14 protein-coding genes are annotated in these 16,559 nt (G+C 65.5%); 7 read left to right on the forward strand and 7 right to left on the reverse strand.

Features of this window, described 5'->3' with window-relative positions:
* Positions 1–59: 59 nt before the first annotated feature.
* Entirely contained in the window at positions 60–335 is a 276-nt protein-coding gene (locus CCONF_RS06985) for a hypothetical protein (RefSeq protein ID WP_290222100.1), read from the reverse strand.
* Positions 336–762: 427 nt separating this feature from the next.
* Here CCONF_RS06985 and lexA point away from each other — a divergent pair, with 427 nt between their 5' ends.
* A complete protein-coding gene (lexA, locus tag CCONF_RS06990) occupies positions 763–1,467 on the forward strand; it encodes a transcriptional repressor LexA (RefSeq protein WP_070768450.1) in 705 nt (234 codons plus the stop codon).
* 255 nt (positions 1,468–1,722) lie between these two features.
* Positions 1,723–2,505 (forward strand): transcriptional regulator SugR, encoded by a 783-nt coding sequence (gene sugR, locus CCONF_RS06995; RefSeq protein WP_070768451.1) that lies wholly within the window; start codon positions 1,723–1,725, stop codon positions 2,503–2,505.
* An 84-nt stretch (positions 2,506–2,589) separates the two neighbouring features.
* Here sugR and ptsP read toward each other — a convergent pair whose 3' ends face one another.
* Positions 2,590–4,371, reverse strand: a complete 1,782-nt coding sequence (gene ptsP, locus CCONF_RS07000) for a phosphoenolpyruvate--protein phosphotransferase (protein WP_083319127.1) — start codon at positions 4,369–4,371, stop codon at positions 2,590–2,592.
* Positions 4,372–4,820: 449 nt separating this feature from the next.
* Between ptsP and CCONF_RS07005 the strand changes: the two genes are divergently transcribed.
* The 3 genes from CCONF_RS07005 (at position 4,821) to CCONF_RS07015 (ending at position 8,360) form a co-directional block, all read left to right on the forward strand.
* Positions 4,821–5,789, forward strand: a complete 969-nt coding sequence (locus tag CCONF_RS07005) for a 1-phosphofructokinase family hexose kinase (protein WP_290222109.1) — start codon at positions 4,821–4,823, stop codon at positions 5,787–5,789.
* A 39-nt stretch (positions 5,790–5,828) separates the two neighbouring features.
* Entirely contained in the window at positions 5,829–7,967 is a 2,139-nt protein-coding gene (locus CCONF_RS07010; protein WP_290222111.1) for a PTS fructose transporter subunit IIABC, read from the forward strand.
* A 123-nt stretch (positions 7,968–8,090) separates the two neighbouring features.
* Complete coding sequence (locus CCONF_RS07015) at positions 8,091–8,360, forward strand: HPr family phosphocarrier protein (RefSeq protein WP_070768454.1); 270 nt, start codon at positions 8,091–8,093, stop codon at positions 8,358–8,360.
* A 99-nt stretch (positions 8,361–8,459) separates the two neighbouring features.
* Here CCONF_RS07015 and CCONF_RS07020 read toward each other — a convergent pair whose 3' ends face one another.
* From CCONF_RS07020 to hflX, 4 genes are all read right to left on the reverse strand, one after another.
* On the reverse strand, positions 8,460–10,202 hold the full coding sequence (locus tag CCONF_RS07020; RefSeq protein ID WP_290222115.1) for a hypothetical protein: 1,743 nt from the start codon (positions 10,200–10,202) through the stop codon (positions 8,460–8,462).
* Positions 10,203–10,205: 3 nt separating this feature from the next.
* Complete coding sequence (locus tag CCONF_RS07025) at positions 10,206–10,847, reverse strand: ATP-binding cassette domain-containing protein (RefSeq protein ID WP_290222117.1); 642 nt, start codon at positions 10,845–10,847, stop codon at positions 10,206–10,208.
* 285 nt (positions 10,848–11,132) lie between these two features.
* The gene (locus tag CCONF_RS07030) at positions 11,133–12,416 is read right to left on the reverse strand and encodes a uracil-xanthine permease family protein (RefSeq protein WP_290222119.1); all 1,284 of its coding nucleotides are present in this window, start codon (positions 12,414–12,416) and stop codon (positions 11,133–11,135) included.
* 35 nt (positions 12,417–12,451) lie between these two features.
* Positions 12,452–13,948, reverse strand: a complete 1,497-nt coding sequence (gene hflX / locus CCONF_RS07035; protein WP_290222121.1) for a GTPase HflX — start codon at positions 13,946–13,948, stop codon at positions 12,452–12,454.
* Between the two features lie 292 nt (positions 13,949–14,240).
* Between hflX and CCONF_RS07040 the strand changes: the two genes are divergently transcribed.
* Complete coding sequence (locus CCONF_RS07040) at positions 14,241–14,984, forward strand: hypothetical protein (protein ID WP_290226323.1); 744 nt, start codon at positions 14,241–14,243, stop codon at positions 14,982–14,984.
* Between the two features lie 98 nt (positions 14,985–15,082).
* Positions 15,083–15,652, forward strand: coding sequence for a hypothetical protein (locus CCONF_RS07045; RefSeq protein WP_290222123.1), 570 nt, complete (start codon positions 15,083–15,085; stop codon positions 15,650–15,652).
* Here CCONF_RS07045 and dapF read toward each other — a convergent pair.
* Positions 15,649–16,494 (reverse strand): diaminopimelate epimerase, encoded by an 846-nt coding sequence (gene dapF / locus CCONF_RS07050; protein WP_290222125.1) that lies wholly within the window; start codon positions 16,492–16,494, stop codon positions 15,649–15,651. The genes CCONF_RS07045 and dapF overlap by 4 nt on opposite strands.
* Between the last annotated feature and the right edge of the window lie 65 nt (positions 16,495–16,559).

The raw sequence follows: 16,559 nt of genomic DNA on the forward strand, positions 1-16,559 counted from the left end.
GATGCGCTACCAGTCTACTGCGCCCGAGCGAGCCTCAACCGGGCGGGCTAGCCCGTCTCCTAGTTCAGGGTGGCCTGTTGGGTCACGGCGCTGTCCGCCGTGCCCAGGGAACCGGCCGCATCCGCGCCGTCGACCAGGCCCATGCCCGCCGCCAACGTGCCCAGGAAGACGGCGAATCCGAACACAGCGCCGAGCGCGTAGTTGCCCTTCTGGCGCGCCTGCTCGGAGACCGCCCCACGTGGCTGCCCTGCGAAATCCTCAGCACTAAGCGCGGGCTGCGAACGACGGTCTGTTCGATTATCCAGCGTGAGCGTTCGAGAATAACGATCGCCCACGCCAGCCGGTCCACCTCCCAGCCAACCGGCGCTGGGATTGCGGTTTTCGGAAACACGGACGGAAGGCTCCCACACCGCAGCCGCGGGGACCACGGAAGGCGCGAGAGTACCGGAGCGGTAAGCTGCATATTCAGTGTCAGCAATACGGCGGTCTTCAAAGGCGAGAGTCATAGTAATCCTTCCTTTCTTTGGTGCCACCGAGTCTAAATCTGGACTCCGACATGGCATCGGCTTTCCTTCGTCCGAATGTTCGAATTAGGTTCTGTGTTCGATTTATAGCAGGCTCCCCAGAGTTTGTCTAGCGCGCGGGCGAAAGTCTCGAACATTTGTACTTTTCATGCTAGAAATGAAGGTAGGAATTTACGCGGGCCCACAGTGCCTGTGACCGACTATCCGACCTGCCAACCAACTTGGAGAGTTAAAGACCATGGCCCGACCCAGCAAATCCTCACAGAAGCCCAGCCTGGACTCCTTGAGTGCCCGCCAGCGGCGCATCCTCGAGGTCATTCACGACGCCGTGCTCCTGCGCGGCTACCCGCCGAGCATCCGCGAGATCGGTGACGCGGCCGGCCTGCAGTCCACCTCCTCGGTGGCCTACCAGCTCAGGCAGCTGGAGGAAAAGGGCTTCCTGCGGCGCGATCCCAACAAGCCGCGCGCGGTCGATGTCCGCCACCTCAACACCGAAAAGGAAGACGCGAAGGCTGAGAAGGCCAGCAAGTCTGCCGAGCTCCCCCAGACCCCGCCGGACGCAGGCCAAGTCAGCTACATCCCCGTCGTCGGGCGCATTGCCGCCGGGACCCCCATTACGGCCGAAGAAAACATTGATACTTACTACCCCATGCCGGACGAGGTCGTCGGCGGCGGAGACCTCTACATGCTGCAGGTCGTCGGCGACTCCATGCGGGACGCCGGCATCCTCGACGGGGACTGGGTCATCGTCCGCTCGCAGTCCACGGCGGAGGAAGGCGACTTCGTCGCAGCCCTGCTGGACGGCGAGGAGGCAACCGTCAAGGAATTCCACCGCGACTCCACCGGCGTCTGGCTGCTGCCGCACAATGACGCTTATTCCCCCATCAACGGGGATGAATCAGAAATCATGGGCAAGGTCGTCTCCGTGATGCGCAAGCTTTAATTCCCCGGAACTTCCCGCGTTATTCCCCCTTTCTGAGGTAATCGGGCATACAAAATCTCACGCCGCGTGTGTGTTCCCTGGTCCGGTTTGCCCGATCTACCTCAAGAAATACCCAAGCAACCCAAGAATCGGGCGCTTGGGTTTTTCTGTTTGTGTTTGCCCACGCGGTTTTTCTGAGACAATTTGAGTAGACCCATTTCACCGTGTGCGCTGGCCCATCAGCGTGCGTACCCACGGACCGAGGAGAACTCCCCCATGTATGCAGAAGAACGCCGTCGGCAGATTGCGTCCCTCACCGCCGTCGAGGGACGCGTCAATGTCACGGAACTCTCCCACAAATTCGACGTCACCGCAGAAACCATTCGCCGCGACTTGGCCGTTCTGGACCGGGAGGGCGTGGTGCACCGGGTCCACGGCGGCGCGGTGGCCTCGCAGACCTTCCAGACCGCCGAGTTCACCCTGGACACGCGCTCGCGCTCGGCCACCGGGGCAAAGTCCGCGATCGCCGAAGCTGCCCTCGAATTCCTCCCCGAGACCCCGGGCAGCATCTTCTTGGACGCCGGCACCACCACGAACGCCTTAAGCGACCTGATTGCCGCCAGCCCGCTGGCCAACCAGCTGTCCATCGTGTCCAACAGCCTGCCCATTGCCCTGTCGCTGGCTAATAACGGTATCAAGGACGTCCAGCTGCTGGGCGGTACGGTGCGCGGCATTTCCCAGGCAGTAGTCGGCGACACCGCCCTGCGCACCATGGCGCTGCTGCGCGCCGACGTCGCCTTCATCGGCACCAACGCCCTGACCCTGGACCACGGCCTGTCCACGGCGGACGCGCAGGAGGCGGCCATCAAGGCCGCGTTCGTCACCAACGCCCGCAAGGTCGTTGTCCTGTGCGACTCCTCCAAGCTGGGCAACGATTACTTGGTCAGCTTTGCCAAGATCTCCGACATCGACGTCGTCATCACGGACTCGGCCGCGCCGCAAAGCTTCGTCGACGCGCTGCGCGAGCGCGAAATCACCGTCGTCACCGCCGACGCCTAAGGCCCAGTCCCCAGATGCCGGACACCCGGCGCAGGCCCCACTCTAAGCTGTGGGCTTGCGCCGGGTGTAGTTTTTCAGCGGCGTTTAGTTGTCTGCCGCGGGGCGGGAGAATTCCTCGATGAGCTCGCGGACCTTCTCGCGGGCCTCGGAGGGGCCTTCGCAGGACACGGCCGCTGCTGCGATCTTCTGGCAGTCCTCAAGGCTGAGCTCAGACAGCTGCGCACCCACGCCGGCAACGGCGGTCGAGGCGGCCGACAGGGAGTTAACCCCCAGCCCGGTGAGCACCGCGGCGAGCATCGGGTCCGCGGCAGCCTCGCCGCAGACCCCTACGGGGACGTTGTTGTCGCTGCCGACCACGCAGGTGTGCTGGATAAGCCGTAGCACGGCCGGCTGCCACGGGTCGGTCAGGTACGCCAGCTGCGGCGACAGGCGGTCCGCGGCCATGGTGTACTGGGTCAGGTCGTTCGTGCCGATGGACACGAAATCGAGGTGCGGCATGATGGTATCTGCCATCAGGGCGGCGGCGGGGACCTCAATCATCGCGCCCGGGATTAGGTTGCGCTCTCGGCACAGGCCGGCGAACCAGCGGGCCTCGTTCGCGGTAGCCACCATCGGCGCCATGACCCAAGTCTGCGCGCCTTCCGGGCGCTGCTCGGCGGCTTGGGCGATGGCGTCGAGCTGCCGGGTCAGCAGCGACTCGTTGTCGCGGGCGATGCGCAGGCCGCGCACGCCCAGCGCCGGGTTCTCCTCATCGTCGAGGGTGGCGTAGCTAATCGGCTTGTCCGAGCCAGCGTCCAGGGTGCGCACGACGACCTTGCGGTCGCCGAAGGCGTTAAAAACCTTGGAGTAAATCTGCGCCTGCTCGTCGATGCTCGGCTCCTCCGAGGCGTTGAGGAAGGACAGCTCGGTGCGGTACAGGCCCACGCCCTCGGCCTGGGTGCCGGCCGCCAGCCGCGCGGCGTTGCCGTCGGCGACGTTGGCCAGCAACTGCACGCGGTAGCCGTCGCTGGTTTGCGCCGGGCCTTCCCACTGGGCGATCTTGGCGGCCTTGGCCTGGTACTCGGCCACGGCGGCCTGGGAGCTTTCGGAGTCCGCGCCGGTCTCGACCAGCCCGCGGGAACCGTCCACGAACAGCCACTCCCCCGCGTTGAGCTCGCGCAGCTTCGCGCCCATGGCCACGATGCACGGGATGTCCAGCTGGCGTGCGATGATGGCGGTGTGGCTGGTGGGCCCGCCCAGCTCGGTCACCAGGGCTTTGATCCGGTCGATGTCCAACGTAGCGGTATCCGCCGGCGCTAGGTCGTCGGCCAGCAGCACGGCCTCGCCCTCGACGGAGGGCAGGCCCGGCTCGTCCTCGCCGCGCAGCTCCGCGATGACGCGGTCGCGGACGTCCTTCAGGTCCGTCGTGCGCTCGGCCATGACGCCGCCGGCGGATTCGAACATCGAGACAAACTTATCCGTGGCAGCCACGACCGCATATTCCACTCCGTTGCCGCCGCGCACGTTCTTGCGCACCGTCTTGTGCCAGCCCTTGTCCCGCGCCATCGAGGCGGTGGCCTTTAGAACCTCCGCCGCGTGCCCCTCGGCGCTTCCTGCACGCCCCTCGAGGCGCTGCGCGACGGTTTCCGCGGCCTCCTGGAAGCGCGCAAACTCTGCCTCGCGCTGGTCTTCTGCGACGATGGCCTCGCCGGACTGCGGCAGCTGCGGGCGGGGGCGTACCCACACCGCGGGAGCGTAGGCGACGCCGGCCACCACACCGGTGCCCGCGATGGTGCCCCGCTGCCCGGATTTCGCTTGAGCCTCGGTAGCTTCAGCGCTCGTCGACCCGGTGGTGGCGGTGCTGCCAGTGTTGTCGGTGTTGGTCATGTAAAACTTCTCCCTACGTCTGAAGACAAAGTAGACAAGATCGATATACGCGTTGTGAAGGCAATCCTACTCAGGCTCGCCAGTACTCACTAGAAACGAATTCTGAGATCTTGCGGAGCTAAATCCCGTGCGCCTCCGGCCCGCTGGTGCAGGAGTCGGCAGGCCCCGGGGAGGCTCCGCAAGAGAACAACTTTCTGCCCAGTCTACCGAGACCCACGGAAAACCACATATACCCATTGACATACGGGCATAATCGGGCAACAATACCAAGTAAACATCTACAAACGTTGACACACGTTACAGTTCGTTGACATTGACCCCTCGACCACTCGGCCGCGAACCGCTGCCTGGTCCACTCCGCCCGGCGCCCTGCGCCGGCGGTCAAGGACGACAATCGGCGCAGCGCGGGACGAATAGTCGAAGCGCCCGCCGGAGGAAGCCCACCCACTATGATTTTGACGCTGACCCCTAACCCCAGCATCGACGCGACCTTGTCCCTCGATGAACCGTTAACCACCGGGCTGGTCCACCGCGCCCGGTCTGTTTCCCAAGTCGCAGGCGGCAAGGGAATCAACGTCACCCACGCCGCCTACCTGGCGGGGCACCCCACCATCGCACTGTTTCCCGCCGGCCCCTCGGATCTCTTCCTCTCCCTGGTAGAAGACGCCTCCCTGCCCTACGAGGCGGTCCCCCTCGACCAGACCATCCGCGTGAACACGACGATTACCGATCCCTCTGGCGGCACCACCAAGATCAACGGCCCCGGCCCGCTGGTGGGTCCGGAGGTCCAGCAGGAGCTCATCCAGCGTTTGGGCGCCCTCTCGGCGAACGCGGACTGGGTCGTCCTGGCTGGTTCCCTGCCACCGGGCTGCCCGACCGACTGGTATTCCTCACTCATCAAGGCCCTGCGCAGCGCCTCCCCGCAGACCCGGATCGCGGTAGACACCTCCGACCAGCCCATGCTGGAAGTTGCCCATAACCTGGAGGCGGCCGCACCGGACCTGCTCAAGCCCAACGGCTTCGAGCTCGGCCAGCTCGCCGGCGAGGACGGGCTCGCGCTCGAGGAACAAGCCGCGCGCGGCGATTATTCTGGAGTCGTGGCTGCGGCCCGCTCCGTGGTCCAGCGCGGAGTCAGCGAAATCCTGGTGACCCTGAGCAGCGCCGGCGCGGTACTCGTCACCGCCGATGAGGCCTGGGTGGCTACGCCCCCGGCTTCCGAGGTCGTCTCCACCGTCGGTGCGGGTGACTCGGCTCTCGCCGGGTACCTGCTGGCGCGCACCGCGGGCACCACCCATCCGGAGGCGCTGCGCCAGGCCGTCGCCTACGGCACGGCCGCTGCGGGCCTGGCCGGTACCACCCTGCCCCGGCCGGACCAGATCGACCTGGCAGGCACCACGCTCGACGAACTTGATAACTAAACATCCTTTCCCGAAATCCTAAAGAATTGGAGCTGTCTCATGGCTTCTGAGATCATCACCGCCGACCTGGTGACCCTTGATGCCCACTTCGGCGATTCCGTCGACTCGGTCATCACCGAGCTGGCCACGCTGGTGCACACCACCGGCCGCGCCACGGAGGTCGACGGCCTGGCCCAGCCGGCCATCGAACGCGAGTCCAAGGGGCGCACCGGCGTGGCTGGGCAGGTCGCCATCCCGCACTGCCACTCCGCCGCGGTCACCGAGCCGACCCTGGCGTTCGCGCGCCTGGCCGACGGCGTCGACTTCTCCGGCCCGGATGGCGACGCGAACCTGGTCTTCCTCATCGCCGCCCCCGAAGGCGGCGGCAAGGCCCACCTGAAGATCCTGTCCAAGCTGGCCCGCGCGCTGGTCCGCCCGGACTTCCTCGAGGTCCTGCGCACCGCCCAGCGCCCGGAAGAAGTCGTCGAGGCCGTGCTCGGCGTGGTCAACGCGGAAAAGAAGCCGAAGAAGCAGGCCGCTGAGTCTGCCGATAGCACCGGGGCACAGGCCGGGGCCACCGCGGTCACCGGTGCCGCTGCATCTAACGGCACTGATGCCACCGGTGCACAGAAGTCGGCGTCCGGTGCCCCGGTCACGCGCATCGTGGCGGTGACCGCCTGCCCGACCGGAATTGCCCACACCTACATGGCAGCCGACGCGTTGACGCAAAACGCGGATACCCGCTCCGATATTGAGCTCAACGTGGAGACCCAGGGCTCCGCCAACCAGGAGCCGCTGCCCGGCAGCGTCATCGAGGCTGCCGATGCCGTCATCTTCGCCACCGACGTCGGGGTCCGCGACCGGGAGCGCTTCACCGGCAAACCCGTGATCGAGTCCGGTGTCAAGCGCGCCATCAACGAGCCCGGCACCATGCTGGATGAGGCCGTGGCGGCCGCGCAGAACCCGAACGCCCGCAAGGTCAGCGGTACCGCTGCGGCCCAGTCCAACGGGGCCGAGGAAGGCGCCAAGCTGGGCTGGGGCAAGCGCATCCAGCAGGCGATCATGACCGGTGTGTCCTACATGGTCCCGTTCGTGGCCGCCGGTGGTCTGCTGCTGGCGCTTGGCTTCCTGTTTGGCGGCGCCGACGTCGCCAACGGCTGGCAGGCCATTACCACCAACTACTCCCCGACCAACCTGCCGGGCAATGCCGTTGAGGTCGACGGGGCGATGATGGAATTCCAGCGCTCCGGGATGATGCTCTACCTGGGCGCGGTTCTGTTCGCCACCGGCCAGGCCGCCATGAGTTTCATCGTGGCCGCGCTGTCCGGCTATATCGCCTTCGCGCTGGCCGGACGCCCCGGCATCGCCCCGGGCTTTGCCGGCGGCGCCATCGCCGTGCTGCTGGGCGCCGGCTTCATCGGCGGCCTGGTCACCGGTCTCATCGCCGGCCTAGTCGCCATGTGGATTGGCAGCTGGAAGGTCCCGCGCTGGCTGGGCTCCCTGATGCCGGTGGTCATCATCCCGCTGTTCGCCACCCTGGTCGTCGGCGTACTGATGTACATGCTGTTGGGCGCGCCGCTGGCCGGCATCATGGAGGGCCTGCAGAACTGGCTGCGCTCCATGACCGGCTCCTCCGCGGTCCTGCTGGGCCTTATCCTCGGCCTGATGATGTGCTTCGACCTGGGCGGCCCAGTCAACAAGGCGGCCTACCTCTTCGCCACCGCCGGCCTGTCCACCGGCGACCAGGCCTCCATGGAGATCATGGCCGCGGTCATGGCCGCCGGCATGGTGCCGCCTATCGCCCTGTCACTGGCCACGTTCATCCGCAAGAACCTGTTCACCCCGGCGGAGCAAGAAAACGGTAAGTCCGCCTGGCTGCTGGGCCTGTCCTTCGTCTCGGAAGGCGCCATCCCGTTCGCCGCGGCCGACCCGTTCCGCGTCATCCCGGCCATGATGGCCGGCGGCGCCGTGACCGGCGCTATCTCCATGGGCATGGGCGTTACCTCCCGCGCCCCGCACGGCGGCATCTTCGTGCCGTTCGCTATCTCCCCGGTGGGCAGCTACTTCCTGGCGATCATCGCCGGCGTGGTGGTCTCGGCCATCTGTGTGCTCGCCCTCAAGCAGTTCTGGCCTAACAAGGCCGTGCGCGAAGCCGCTGCCAAGGACGCCGCCGCCCAGGCCGAGCCCGCCGCGGCTTAAAGCACGCCCCGCGGCGCTACCGCTTCCGTCACAGTCGCGCGCCCTCCGGCGCGAGGCGTGGCACGCGGAACTAGGGCGCCGTAGACTGGGGCAGAAAACAACCGATGAAAGGATTGATTAATCATGGCTTCCAAGACTGTCAAGGTAGGTTCCTCCGTGGGCCTGCACGCCCGTCCGGCTTCCATCATCGCTGACGCCGCTGGCGAGTTCGACGAGGACATCTTCCTCAACCTCGTGGGCGAAGACGATGACGATGAGACCGATGCCGCCTCGTCCCTGATGATCATGGCCCTAGGCGCCGAGCAGGGCGACGAGGTCACCGTCACTTCCGAGAACTCCGAAGCCGTCGAGAAGATCGCTTCCCTCATCGAGCAGGATTTGGACGCCGAGTAAAAGGTCCTAAAGCAGCGGCCCGTAATCTGTAGTAATTAGCAAGGAAATCCCGCCCACGCGGCGGGATTTTTGCGTCCTTAGGCGCCGGCACGCCAGTGTCTAGGGCGCTTCTGCGCCACGCTCGTCCTTGTCTGGGGTAGGCAGGAAGGCAGTCGCACTCGTGCCTAAGAAGACGAGGACAAAGAGCACCCATAGCCCTGGGGGAAGGTAAGGCAGCAGCGCCCCCGGGTACCCCGAGACCGCGACATGGACGGCGACCGTGTACCAGATGCCCACGAGGAGCGCTGTCAGCATGGCAACACAGTACGGGAAGAGGATGGCCCAAAATTCCGTTCGCCGGATCGCGCCTTGGGTACGGCCCAAAAGACGCAGCGGTGAGAAGAACGCATGCAGATTGGCCCGCTTGCCCATCACAGAGACCGCGAGGACCAGGCAGATCGCCAGGAGAGTGTAGGCCGCGGTGGGGACGAAACCGGCGGTTCCGTCGCCGTGGGGCCCGTACATGATCTGGCTATCCATATCCACGTGCCGTACCCAATCCTGCGCGGACTCGACCCGGAGATGATCCGGTGCGCTAGCCGATTCTGCGACCACGGGAAGCCCCCATTCCGGTTTGACTGGAGACTCGCTAGAGATACCGGAGAACGGCACCATGAAGTCTGGGTAGAAGGGGCTGTGGGTTTTCACCGGCGCCGCGGGCGAGAGTAGTTGCCCTATCACGTGGTCATTCGATCCGGCCAGAGAATAGTCAGACGCCTTCTCCATCGGTACGGAGGTCTCCCCCGCAGCTTCGAAGTCCGAAGGCTGCCAGTAGACCACCCCACGGCAGTCGTCACCGATCTCCTCGCATACACCGTCTGCTTCCTGCGCTTGCAACAGGCGAAAATCTTGGCCAACGACGACTGGGACCGTTTGGAAATTCTGGGATCCTACGTAATTTGCCGCCCATAACGAGGTCTGTGCACCTGTGAAGCCTGCCAGCGGGATGGCCACGAGCGCGGTAGCAAGCCCCACCCTCGAGGTCGTCCCGACGGTTTCGGAGGAGCGGATGCCTAGTGCGGGTGCCGACCAGCCGCTCACCTTTTTGATCGCCGCGGCTGCCCAGCGAGCTAGCGCCCGAGCGAAGGGGCCGGCAAGTGTGACAGCGAGGAACGGCAAGGTGAAGACGAATATCAACACGACAGGCCCTGGCGGAGTCGTCACCATGGACCAGATACCCGCGGCAATATTGACCACTGCGAGCACTAGGCCAACCAGTCCCACCAAGGACTTGGACTTACCTACTGTCGCCGCTCCCCGATCCCCGGTTTTGGCCAGCACCTTGTCGACGTTGAGAATCCCCACGCCGAGGAGGTACAGGGGGACTAAGACCAACAGTGACGACCAGGCAACGTCAATGGGCGAGCCCCAGTGATCTGGCAGCTGCTTGTTGAGCCCTAGCAAAATCACCTTGAAAAGCGGCGTCGCCAACAACCGTCCCAACACGACCGCCGAAACGCTTGCCAGAAGCGCCAGGCACGCCCCTTGCAGCAGCAGGTACCTGGTGAAAAACGCCCTGCCTATGCCGAGAATCCGCAGCGCTTGCACGGTATTTCGGTGGTCAGCGATAAAATTCTGATGCGCCAACCGAACCCCGGCGAATGCCGGGATGATCGCAATCAGACTCATATTCGTCACGCCAGCCTTGAAATCGCTGCTTCCGCCAGTCGAGAATGCGACGTAAAGGATGGTGCCGACGAGCGTGCCTATTACTACCGCAGCCAGTACGATTCCCCCGATGAAGGGGCGCGCCGTCACCGACAGCTCTCTCCGGTAGGCGGCGGTGGGAGTCATGGCCTTCATGAGCTATGCTCCCATCTGCAGCAGCTTTTCTGCCTGCCCGTTGAAAAGCTCGCGGTGGGAGCAATAGACCACTATGGCTCCCCGCTTCGCCGACTGGCGCAGCAAGTCCTCGACCACGCTGACATTCGCGCCATCAAGCGCACTGACGGGCTCATCCATGAGCACTAGGTCCGGTTGGGAAGCTAGTGCCTGGGCCACCGCAACGCGCTGGCGCTGACCCCCGGATAACTCTACCGGCAGGGCTTCTGCGAAAGGCTGCATGCCCAACGTGCCAAGCAGCTCATCCCTGTCCTGGGCGTCGAGCCCCCGTCCGGCGACGTGAACTGCCAGCTCGAGGTTCTCCCGGCAGCTGAGGCTAGGCAGGAGGGTCGGTGCCTGTGGCGCGTATCCGACGTGCGCGGCGCGCCACGAGGTTAGCTTCTTGGCCGCGCCCTTTCCGAACCGTTTACCGTCGATGGTGACCTGGCCTTCACTGGGTGAGCGCAGACCGGCTAACAGGTCCAGAACCGTGGATTTACCGCTTCCCGATGGGCCCCGGACTTCGTAAATGCCAGGCCGTGACAACGACAGCGAGGCATCCCGCAGAATATATGGCCCATATTTCGAGTATCGAAAAGAAACACTGTCCCAGTCGATGTGCGACACCGGATTCTCTCCCTTCCGACAAACACGCGGCATCTCCCGAACCAGGTCCCGGCCCGCGGCAAAAGACTGCCTCCGCCAACGGCGGCAGTCAGTTCTGCTTGCACAGGCGGTAGCGCTCAGTAGGCCTCACGGTGGTCGTCATCATGAAAATATAAGAACTTAGTCATACTCTTTTGGCAGACTCCATTCTTACCGGAAAGTCGCCATTACCCCCCTTATTCCACCGATATTAAACAGATTTAACGCGAAGTTCACTTCATAGTCACGTGCTTATTGAGCGGGAGCCTAATACTTCGCGTTCTGCCCTTCCCCGACGTGGTCGTAGAGGCGCTTCATGATGGGGTAACCGATGATGATGCCGACGGAGCCCCAGGCGATGCCCTCAAGGGTGACGCCGAAGACGTCGAGGGTGAGGTTGCCGATTCCGGCGATGAGCGCCACGGCAGCCGCGGTCAGGTTGACCGGGTTGTTGAAGTTGACCTTGTTGTCCATCCAGATGCGCACACCGAGCATGCCGATAAGCCCGTAGAGCACCAGGGTGGCCCCGCCCAGCACGCCGGTGGGGATGGTGAAGATGAGGGCGCCGAATTTCGGGATGAATGCCAGGGCGATGGCGGTCAGGGCCGCGACGAAATAGGCGGCGGTGGAATAGACCCGGGTGGCGGCCATGACACCAATGTTTTCCGCGTAGGTGGTGGTGCCGGAGCCGCCGAAGCCGCCGGCCAAAGAGGTGGCCAGGCCGTCGGCGAAGAGGGCATCGCCCGCCAAGTCGTCAAGGTCCCGGTTGGTCATCTCCGAAACGGCCTTGACGTGGCCGACGTTTTCGGCGATGAGGACGACCAGCACCGGCAGGGCCACCGCGATGGCCGAAAGGTTGAACTCCGGGGCGTGGAACTGCGGCAGGCCCACCCAGGCGGCCTCCCTAATGGATTCGCCGGCGGACGGGTCCAGGTTTCCGGTTAGCGCGGCAAAAGCCCAGCCGACTACGACACCGATGAGGATTGACAGGCGCGAGACCATGCCGCGGCCGGCCACCGTGGCCAGCAGGATGACCACCAGGGTCACGGCGGCCACCAGCGGCTGACTGGAGAAGTTCGCAGCCGCGTTCGGGGCCAGGTTCAGCCCGATGAGGGCGACGATGGCGCCGGTAACGGCCGGGGGCATGACGGCATCGATAACGCGCTTGCCCGCGGCCTTGACGATAAGGCCGATGACAACCAGCGCCAGGCCGGTGCACAGCACGGCGCCGGCCTGCACGCCGATGCCCTGGGCCTGCGAGGCGGACAGCGGCGCGATGAAGGCAAACGAGGAGCCCAGGTAGGACGGCAGGCGGTTGCGGGTAATCGCCAGGAAGAGGATGGTGCCGATGCCAGAAAACAACAGCGTGGTGTTGACCGGGAAGCCGGTCAGGGTGGGCACCAGCAGCGTGGCGCCGAACATGGCCACGACGTGCTGCATGCCGATGCCGATGGTGCGCGGCCAGTTCAGCCTTTCTTCCGGGGCGACCACGGCCCCCGGGGCGATCTTCTTTCCGTCACCGTGGACGGACCAACCAAAAATATTACTCACGAGTCTTCATTATGGATCACCTGCGCCAGACGGGGTTAATCCACACGAAACTCGGCTAGCTCAGCCGCGACCTGCTGCGGCACGCGAGCACTTATCCGCGTGCCCTCCTCCGAGTAGTCCTCGCTGCGCACCGTGCCCTCCTCGTGGAGGCGGGCCACGACGTCGCCGCGGGTGTACGGCACGAGCAGCTCGACGTCCGCGTCCAAGGTGTTGAGGAAGAGTTCGACCCGGGTGGTCAGCTCGTCGACGCCGTCGCCGGTCTTCGCCGAGACGAAGACCACGTTGTCGCGGTCCAGGGTGTGGCGGACCTCCGCGAGTACCAGGGGATCGGCCTGGTCGATCTTGTTGATGACGATGATTTCCGGCGGCGGGTTCTCCCCCGTCTCCTTGACGATGTCGTAGATGACCTTATTGACCGCGGAGATCTGCTTGAGCGGGAAGGGATCCGAGCCATCGACCACGTGCAGCATGAGATCCGCGCCCAGCACCTCCTCCAGCGTGGACTTGAAGGCCTCGACCAGCTGCGTGGGCAGGTGGCGGACAAAGCCGACGGTGTCGGTGAAGACCACCTGGCGGCCGTCGCCCAGCTGCGCGCGGCGGGTGGTCGGATCCAGCGTGGCGAACAGGGCGTCTTCCACCAGCACGCCCGCCCCGGTCATCGCGTTGATGAGCGAGGACTTGCCCGCGTTCGTGTAGCCGGCAATGGCGATCTGCGCGACCGTGGACGCGGCGCGGCGGGAGCGCTTGACCTCGCGCGCAGTCTTCATGTTGCGCAGCGCCTTGCGCAGGCGGGCCATCTCCGTGCGGATGCGGCGGCGGTCGGTCTCAATCTTGGTCTCACCCGGGCCACGCAGGCCCACGCCGCCGTTGGAGCCGGCGCGGCCGCCCGCCTGGCGCGACAGGTTGCCGCCCCAACCACGGGTGTGCGTGTAGAGGTATTCCAGCTGGGCGAGCGAGACCTGCGCCTTACCCTCTTTCGACTTCGCGTGCTGGGCGAAGATATCCAGAATCAGCATCGTGCGGTCGATGACCTTGGTGTTGAGGGCGCGCTCCAGCGCGGTCAGCTGGCCGGGGTTGAGCTCGCCGTCGCAGATGACCGTGTCCGCGCCGGTGGCCTCCACGATCTCCTTGAGCTCCTTGACCTTACCGGAGCCGATGAAGGTTCCGGAGTCCGGCTTGTCGCGCTTTTGGTAGATGAGCTCGACGACCTCCGCGCCGGCGGTCTCGGCCAGGGCGGCCAGCTCGTCCAGGGTAGCCTCGACCTCGGCGATGGTTCCCTCGGTCCACACCCCGACCAGGATGACCTGCTCCAGGCGCAGCTTGCGGTACTCGACTTCGTAGCCATCCGTGGTGTCCTCGGCGCGGATGGTGGTCTCCCGGGTCACGCTGCGCAGGGCGTTACGCTCTGCCAGGTCCATCTCACCAGTGCTTAGTTCCTCGTCCGCATGCGCGGGCCCCTGCGGCGCGTTATCGCGGAAGGCGTGGGCGAGCAGCTTTTCGTGCTCGTTACTAAATTGTGAAGATTCAGTCATATTGGTGCTTATTCTTCCACGTCACTGCACTAAACCCCAAGTGACACCGGCAATCCAAAGACCGCCGCCTCCGTGGGGCACCGCCTGGGGCCAGCGGGCAGGCCCGGCGGGCGGCCGGCGTGAGTTTAAGTGCCAGCGTGCGGAGGGATAGAATATCGATATGACTACGCATGCCAGCCAGTCCGGCCCGACGCCCGCGGCCGAGAATCCAGACTCTCCCCAGCAGCCGACACAGGCAGTACCCGCCGCCCGCGCCGAACAACCGGCCGGAGTGGCACACAAGCTGCCGGAAATGGTGGCTTTGGGGTTTAACTTCGACCGCTGGCAACAGGCCGTCGAGGCGGCCATCGCCACCGATCACCTGCAGGTCACCGGCGAGGTCCGCGGCGGGCAGCTCATCCAGTTCACCGACCCGAGCGGCGCGCAGCTCAACATCCTCGCCGTGGAGCCGTTTGCCACCTTCGTCGGCTTCGACGCCGTAACGCAGTCCTTCGCCCACGTCGAAATGGTCAACGACGTGCTCGCCCACCTGGAGGTCATCGACCCCTTCGGCACGGTGCTGGCCACGGTGACCGCGAACCTCGCCCAGGGCCCGCTGCTGGCGGAGGAAGAAACCCAGCAGTGGCAGCAGGTCAGCCTGACCGCCTTGGCACTGGAGACCCGCCGCTACGACTCCGCCGAGGCCTTTGAGGCTGAAACCGGCGAGTTCCCGGCAGTGGCCAAGTCCAGCGGCGCGGAGATCATCGCTGCCGGCTCCGGCGCCCAGGCGCCGACCCCGGCCTTCGAATTCGCCGGGCGCGTCATGGAAAGCCAGTGGCTGACCAACGATCTGACCGGCCAGCGCTTTGCCCACCTGGTACTCGACGGCGCCTTCCCGCTGGATGTCTGCCTGCCCGACGACGGCGGCGAGCTGCCGGCAAAGAACACGGTTCTGGCCGGCTCGGCCCTGCTGACGGCTAGCGTGGCCGCCCCGACCGGCGGGTGTGGATCCGGCGGGGGCTGCGGGTGCGGCTCCGGCAGTTGCGGTTGTTCTTAGTCGACGGCCGTCCCACACGGTAAGATAACCCTCAAAGTCCTGTCCGTTTATTCGTAGCTTCCGATATTTGACCGGCCCTTCAAGGAGGTGACCCCACCATGCCACTGCCTTTCCCCCGATCCGCTGGCCAGCGCCGCGCCCTGGCGATCGTTTCGACGATCATCGCCGCCGCCTTCCTCATCGGGCTACTCAAGGTGGTCGGCTTGGTGGTCGCGCTCCTGCTGGCCGGGGCGGTGTGGGTCATGCTCTCCATGCGCCCGGACGCCCACGAGCACCGGGTGCTGCGCTCTTCCATCCAGCTGTCGGCGGAAGACATCACGGACGTCATGGACGAATTTGACCACTTCAGCAACGCCCAGGATGCCGACACCATCGCGGACCGCACCCTGCACCGCCCGGCGCTGCTGGATTACGACTGCGGCGACGAGGCAGTAGAAAACTTCCACTACCAGTACGCCTCCGCGCGCCGCTTCCTCAATCGTCTGAATGCCCGCTTGGCCAGCACAGAGCTAGAAACCCAGGACCTGGAGTCGCTGCTGCGGGTCACCGACCAGCGCGCGCTCGATATCAAGGAGTCCTGGATCAACGCCCGCCGGTCGGCCCAGCGGCTGGGCACCCGCTATAACAGCGAGGGCCCCGACAACCGCCTGGGCGACGAGGCCAGCTAGAGGCTCGTCTCCCCGTCCGCGACGATCCGCGACGGGCCGGTCAGTACCGAGCCGCCGTCGGTGATGGTGACCTCCACGGTCCCGCCCGACACGTGGACGCGCAAGCTGCCCTCCCCGCGGCCGGCATCGGCCAGCGCGGCGCGCGCGGCTGCCACCGTTCCCGTACCGCAGGAGCGCGTCTCCCCGACGCCGCGCTCGACCACGCGCATGTGCACCTCGCCGTCTGCCGCCGGGGTGAGGATCTCCACGTTGACCCCCGCTGGGAAAAACTCCGTGTCCCAGGCCGGGGTGCCCAGCTCCCACTCGGCAAGCTCCGCCGGTTCCAGGCCCGGCACGACGGCCGCCAAGTGGGGGTTGCCCATATCCACCCCGAGGCCGGCTACCCGGTGGGTGCCCACCTGCGCGGTGGAGACCCCCAGCACCTTCGCCTCGCCCATCTGGACGCTGACGGTGGCGTCGGTGGCATCGGCAACATGCACGGTGACTTCCTTGGTGCCGGCGCGGGTGCCGACGTTGAATGTTGCGTTATCGACCAGGCCGTGGGCGCTGAGCCAGTGCGCGAAGACCCGGGTGCCGTTGCCGCACATCTCCGCCATGGAGCCATCCGCGTTGCGGTAGTCCATGAACCAGTCCTCGCGCTCCAGGCCCGCGGGCAGCACCTCGATCTCGCCGGCCTCCAGCAGCTGCCCGGCGCGCACCACACGCAACACGCCGTCCGCGCCGAGCCCGGCGCGCCTATCGCACAGCCGCTGCACGCGCTTTTCGGGCAGGTCCACGAGCTCCTCGAAGCTCGGGATGATGAGGAAATCGTTCTCGGTTCCGTGACCTTTGCTAACTCGCATGGCACCGAGTCTACTGTCTTCCCGACCAGCGCCAGCCTGCGGGTTGGAGCACCCGGGGCGGCAAG

It is taken from the genome of Corynebacterium confusum (assembly GCF_030408715.1).
GTDB lineage: Bacteria > Actinomycetota > Actinomycetes > Mycobacteriales > Mycobacteriaceae > Corynebacterium > Corynebacterium confusum.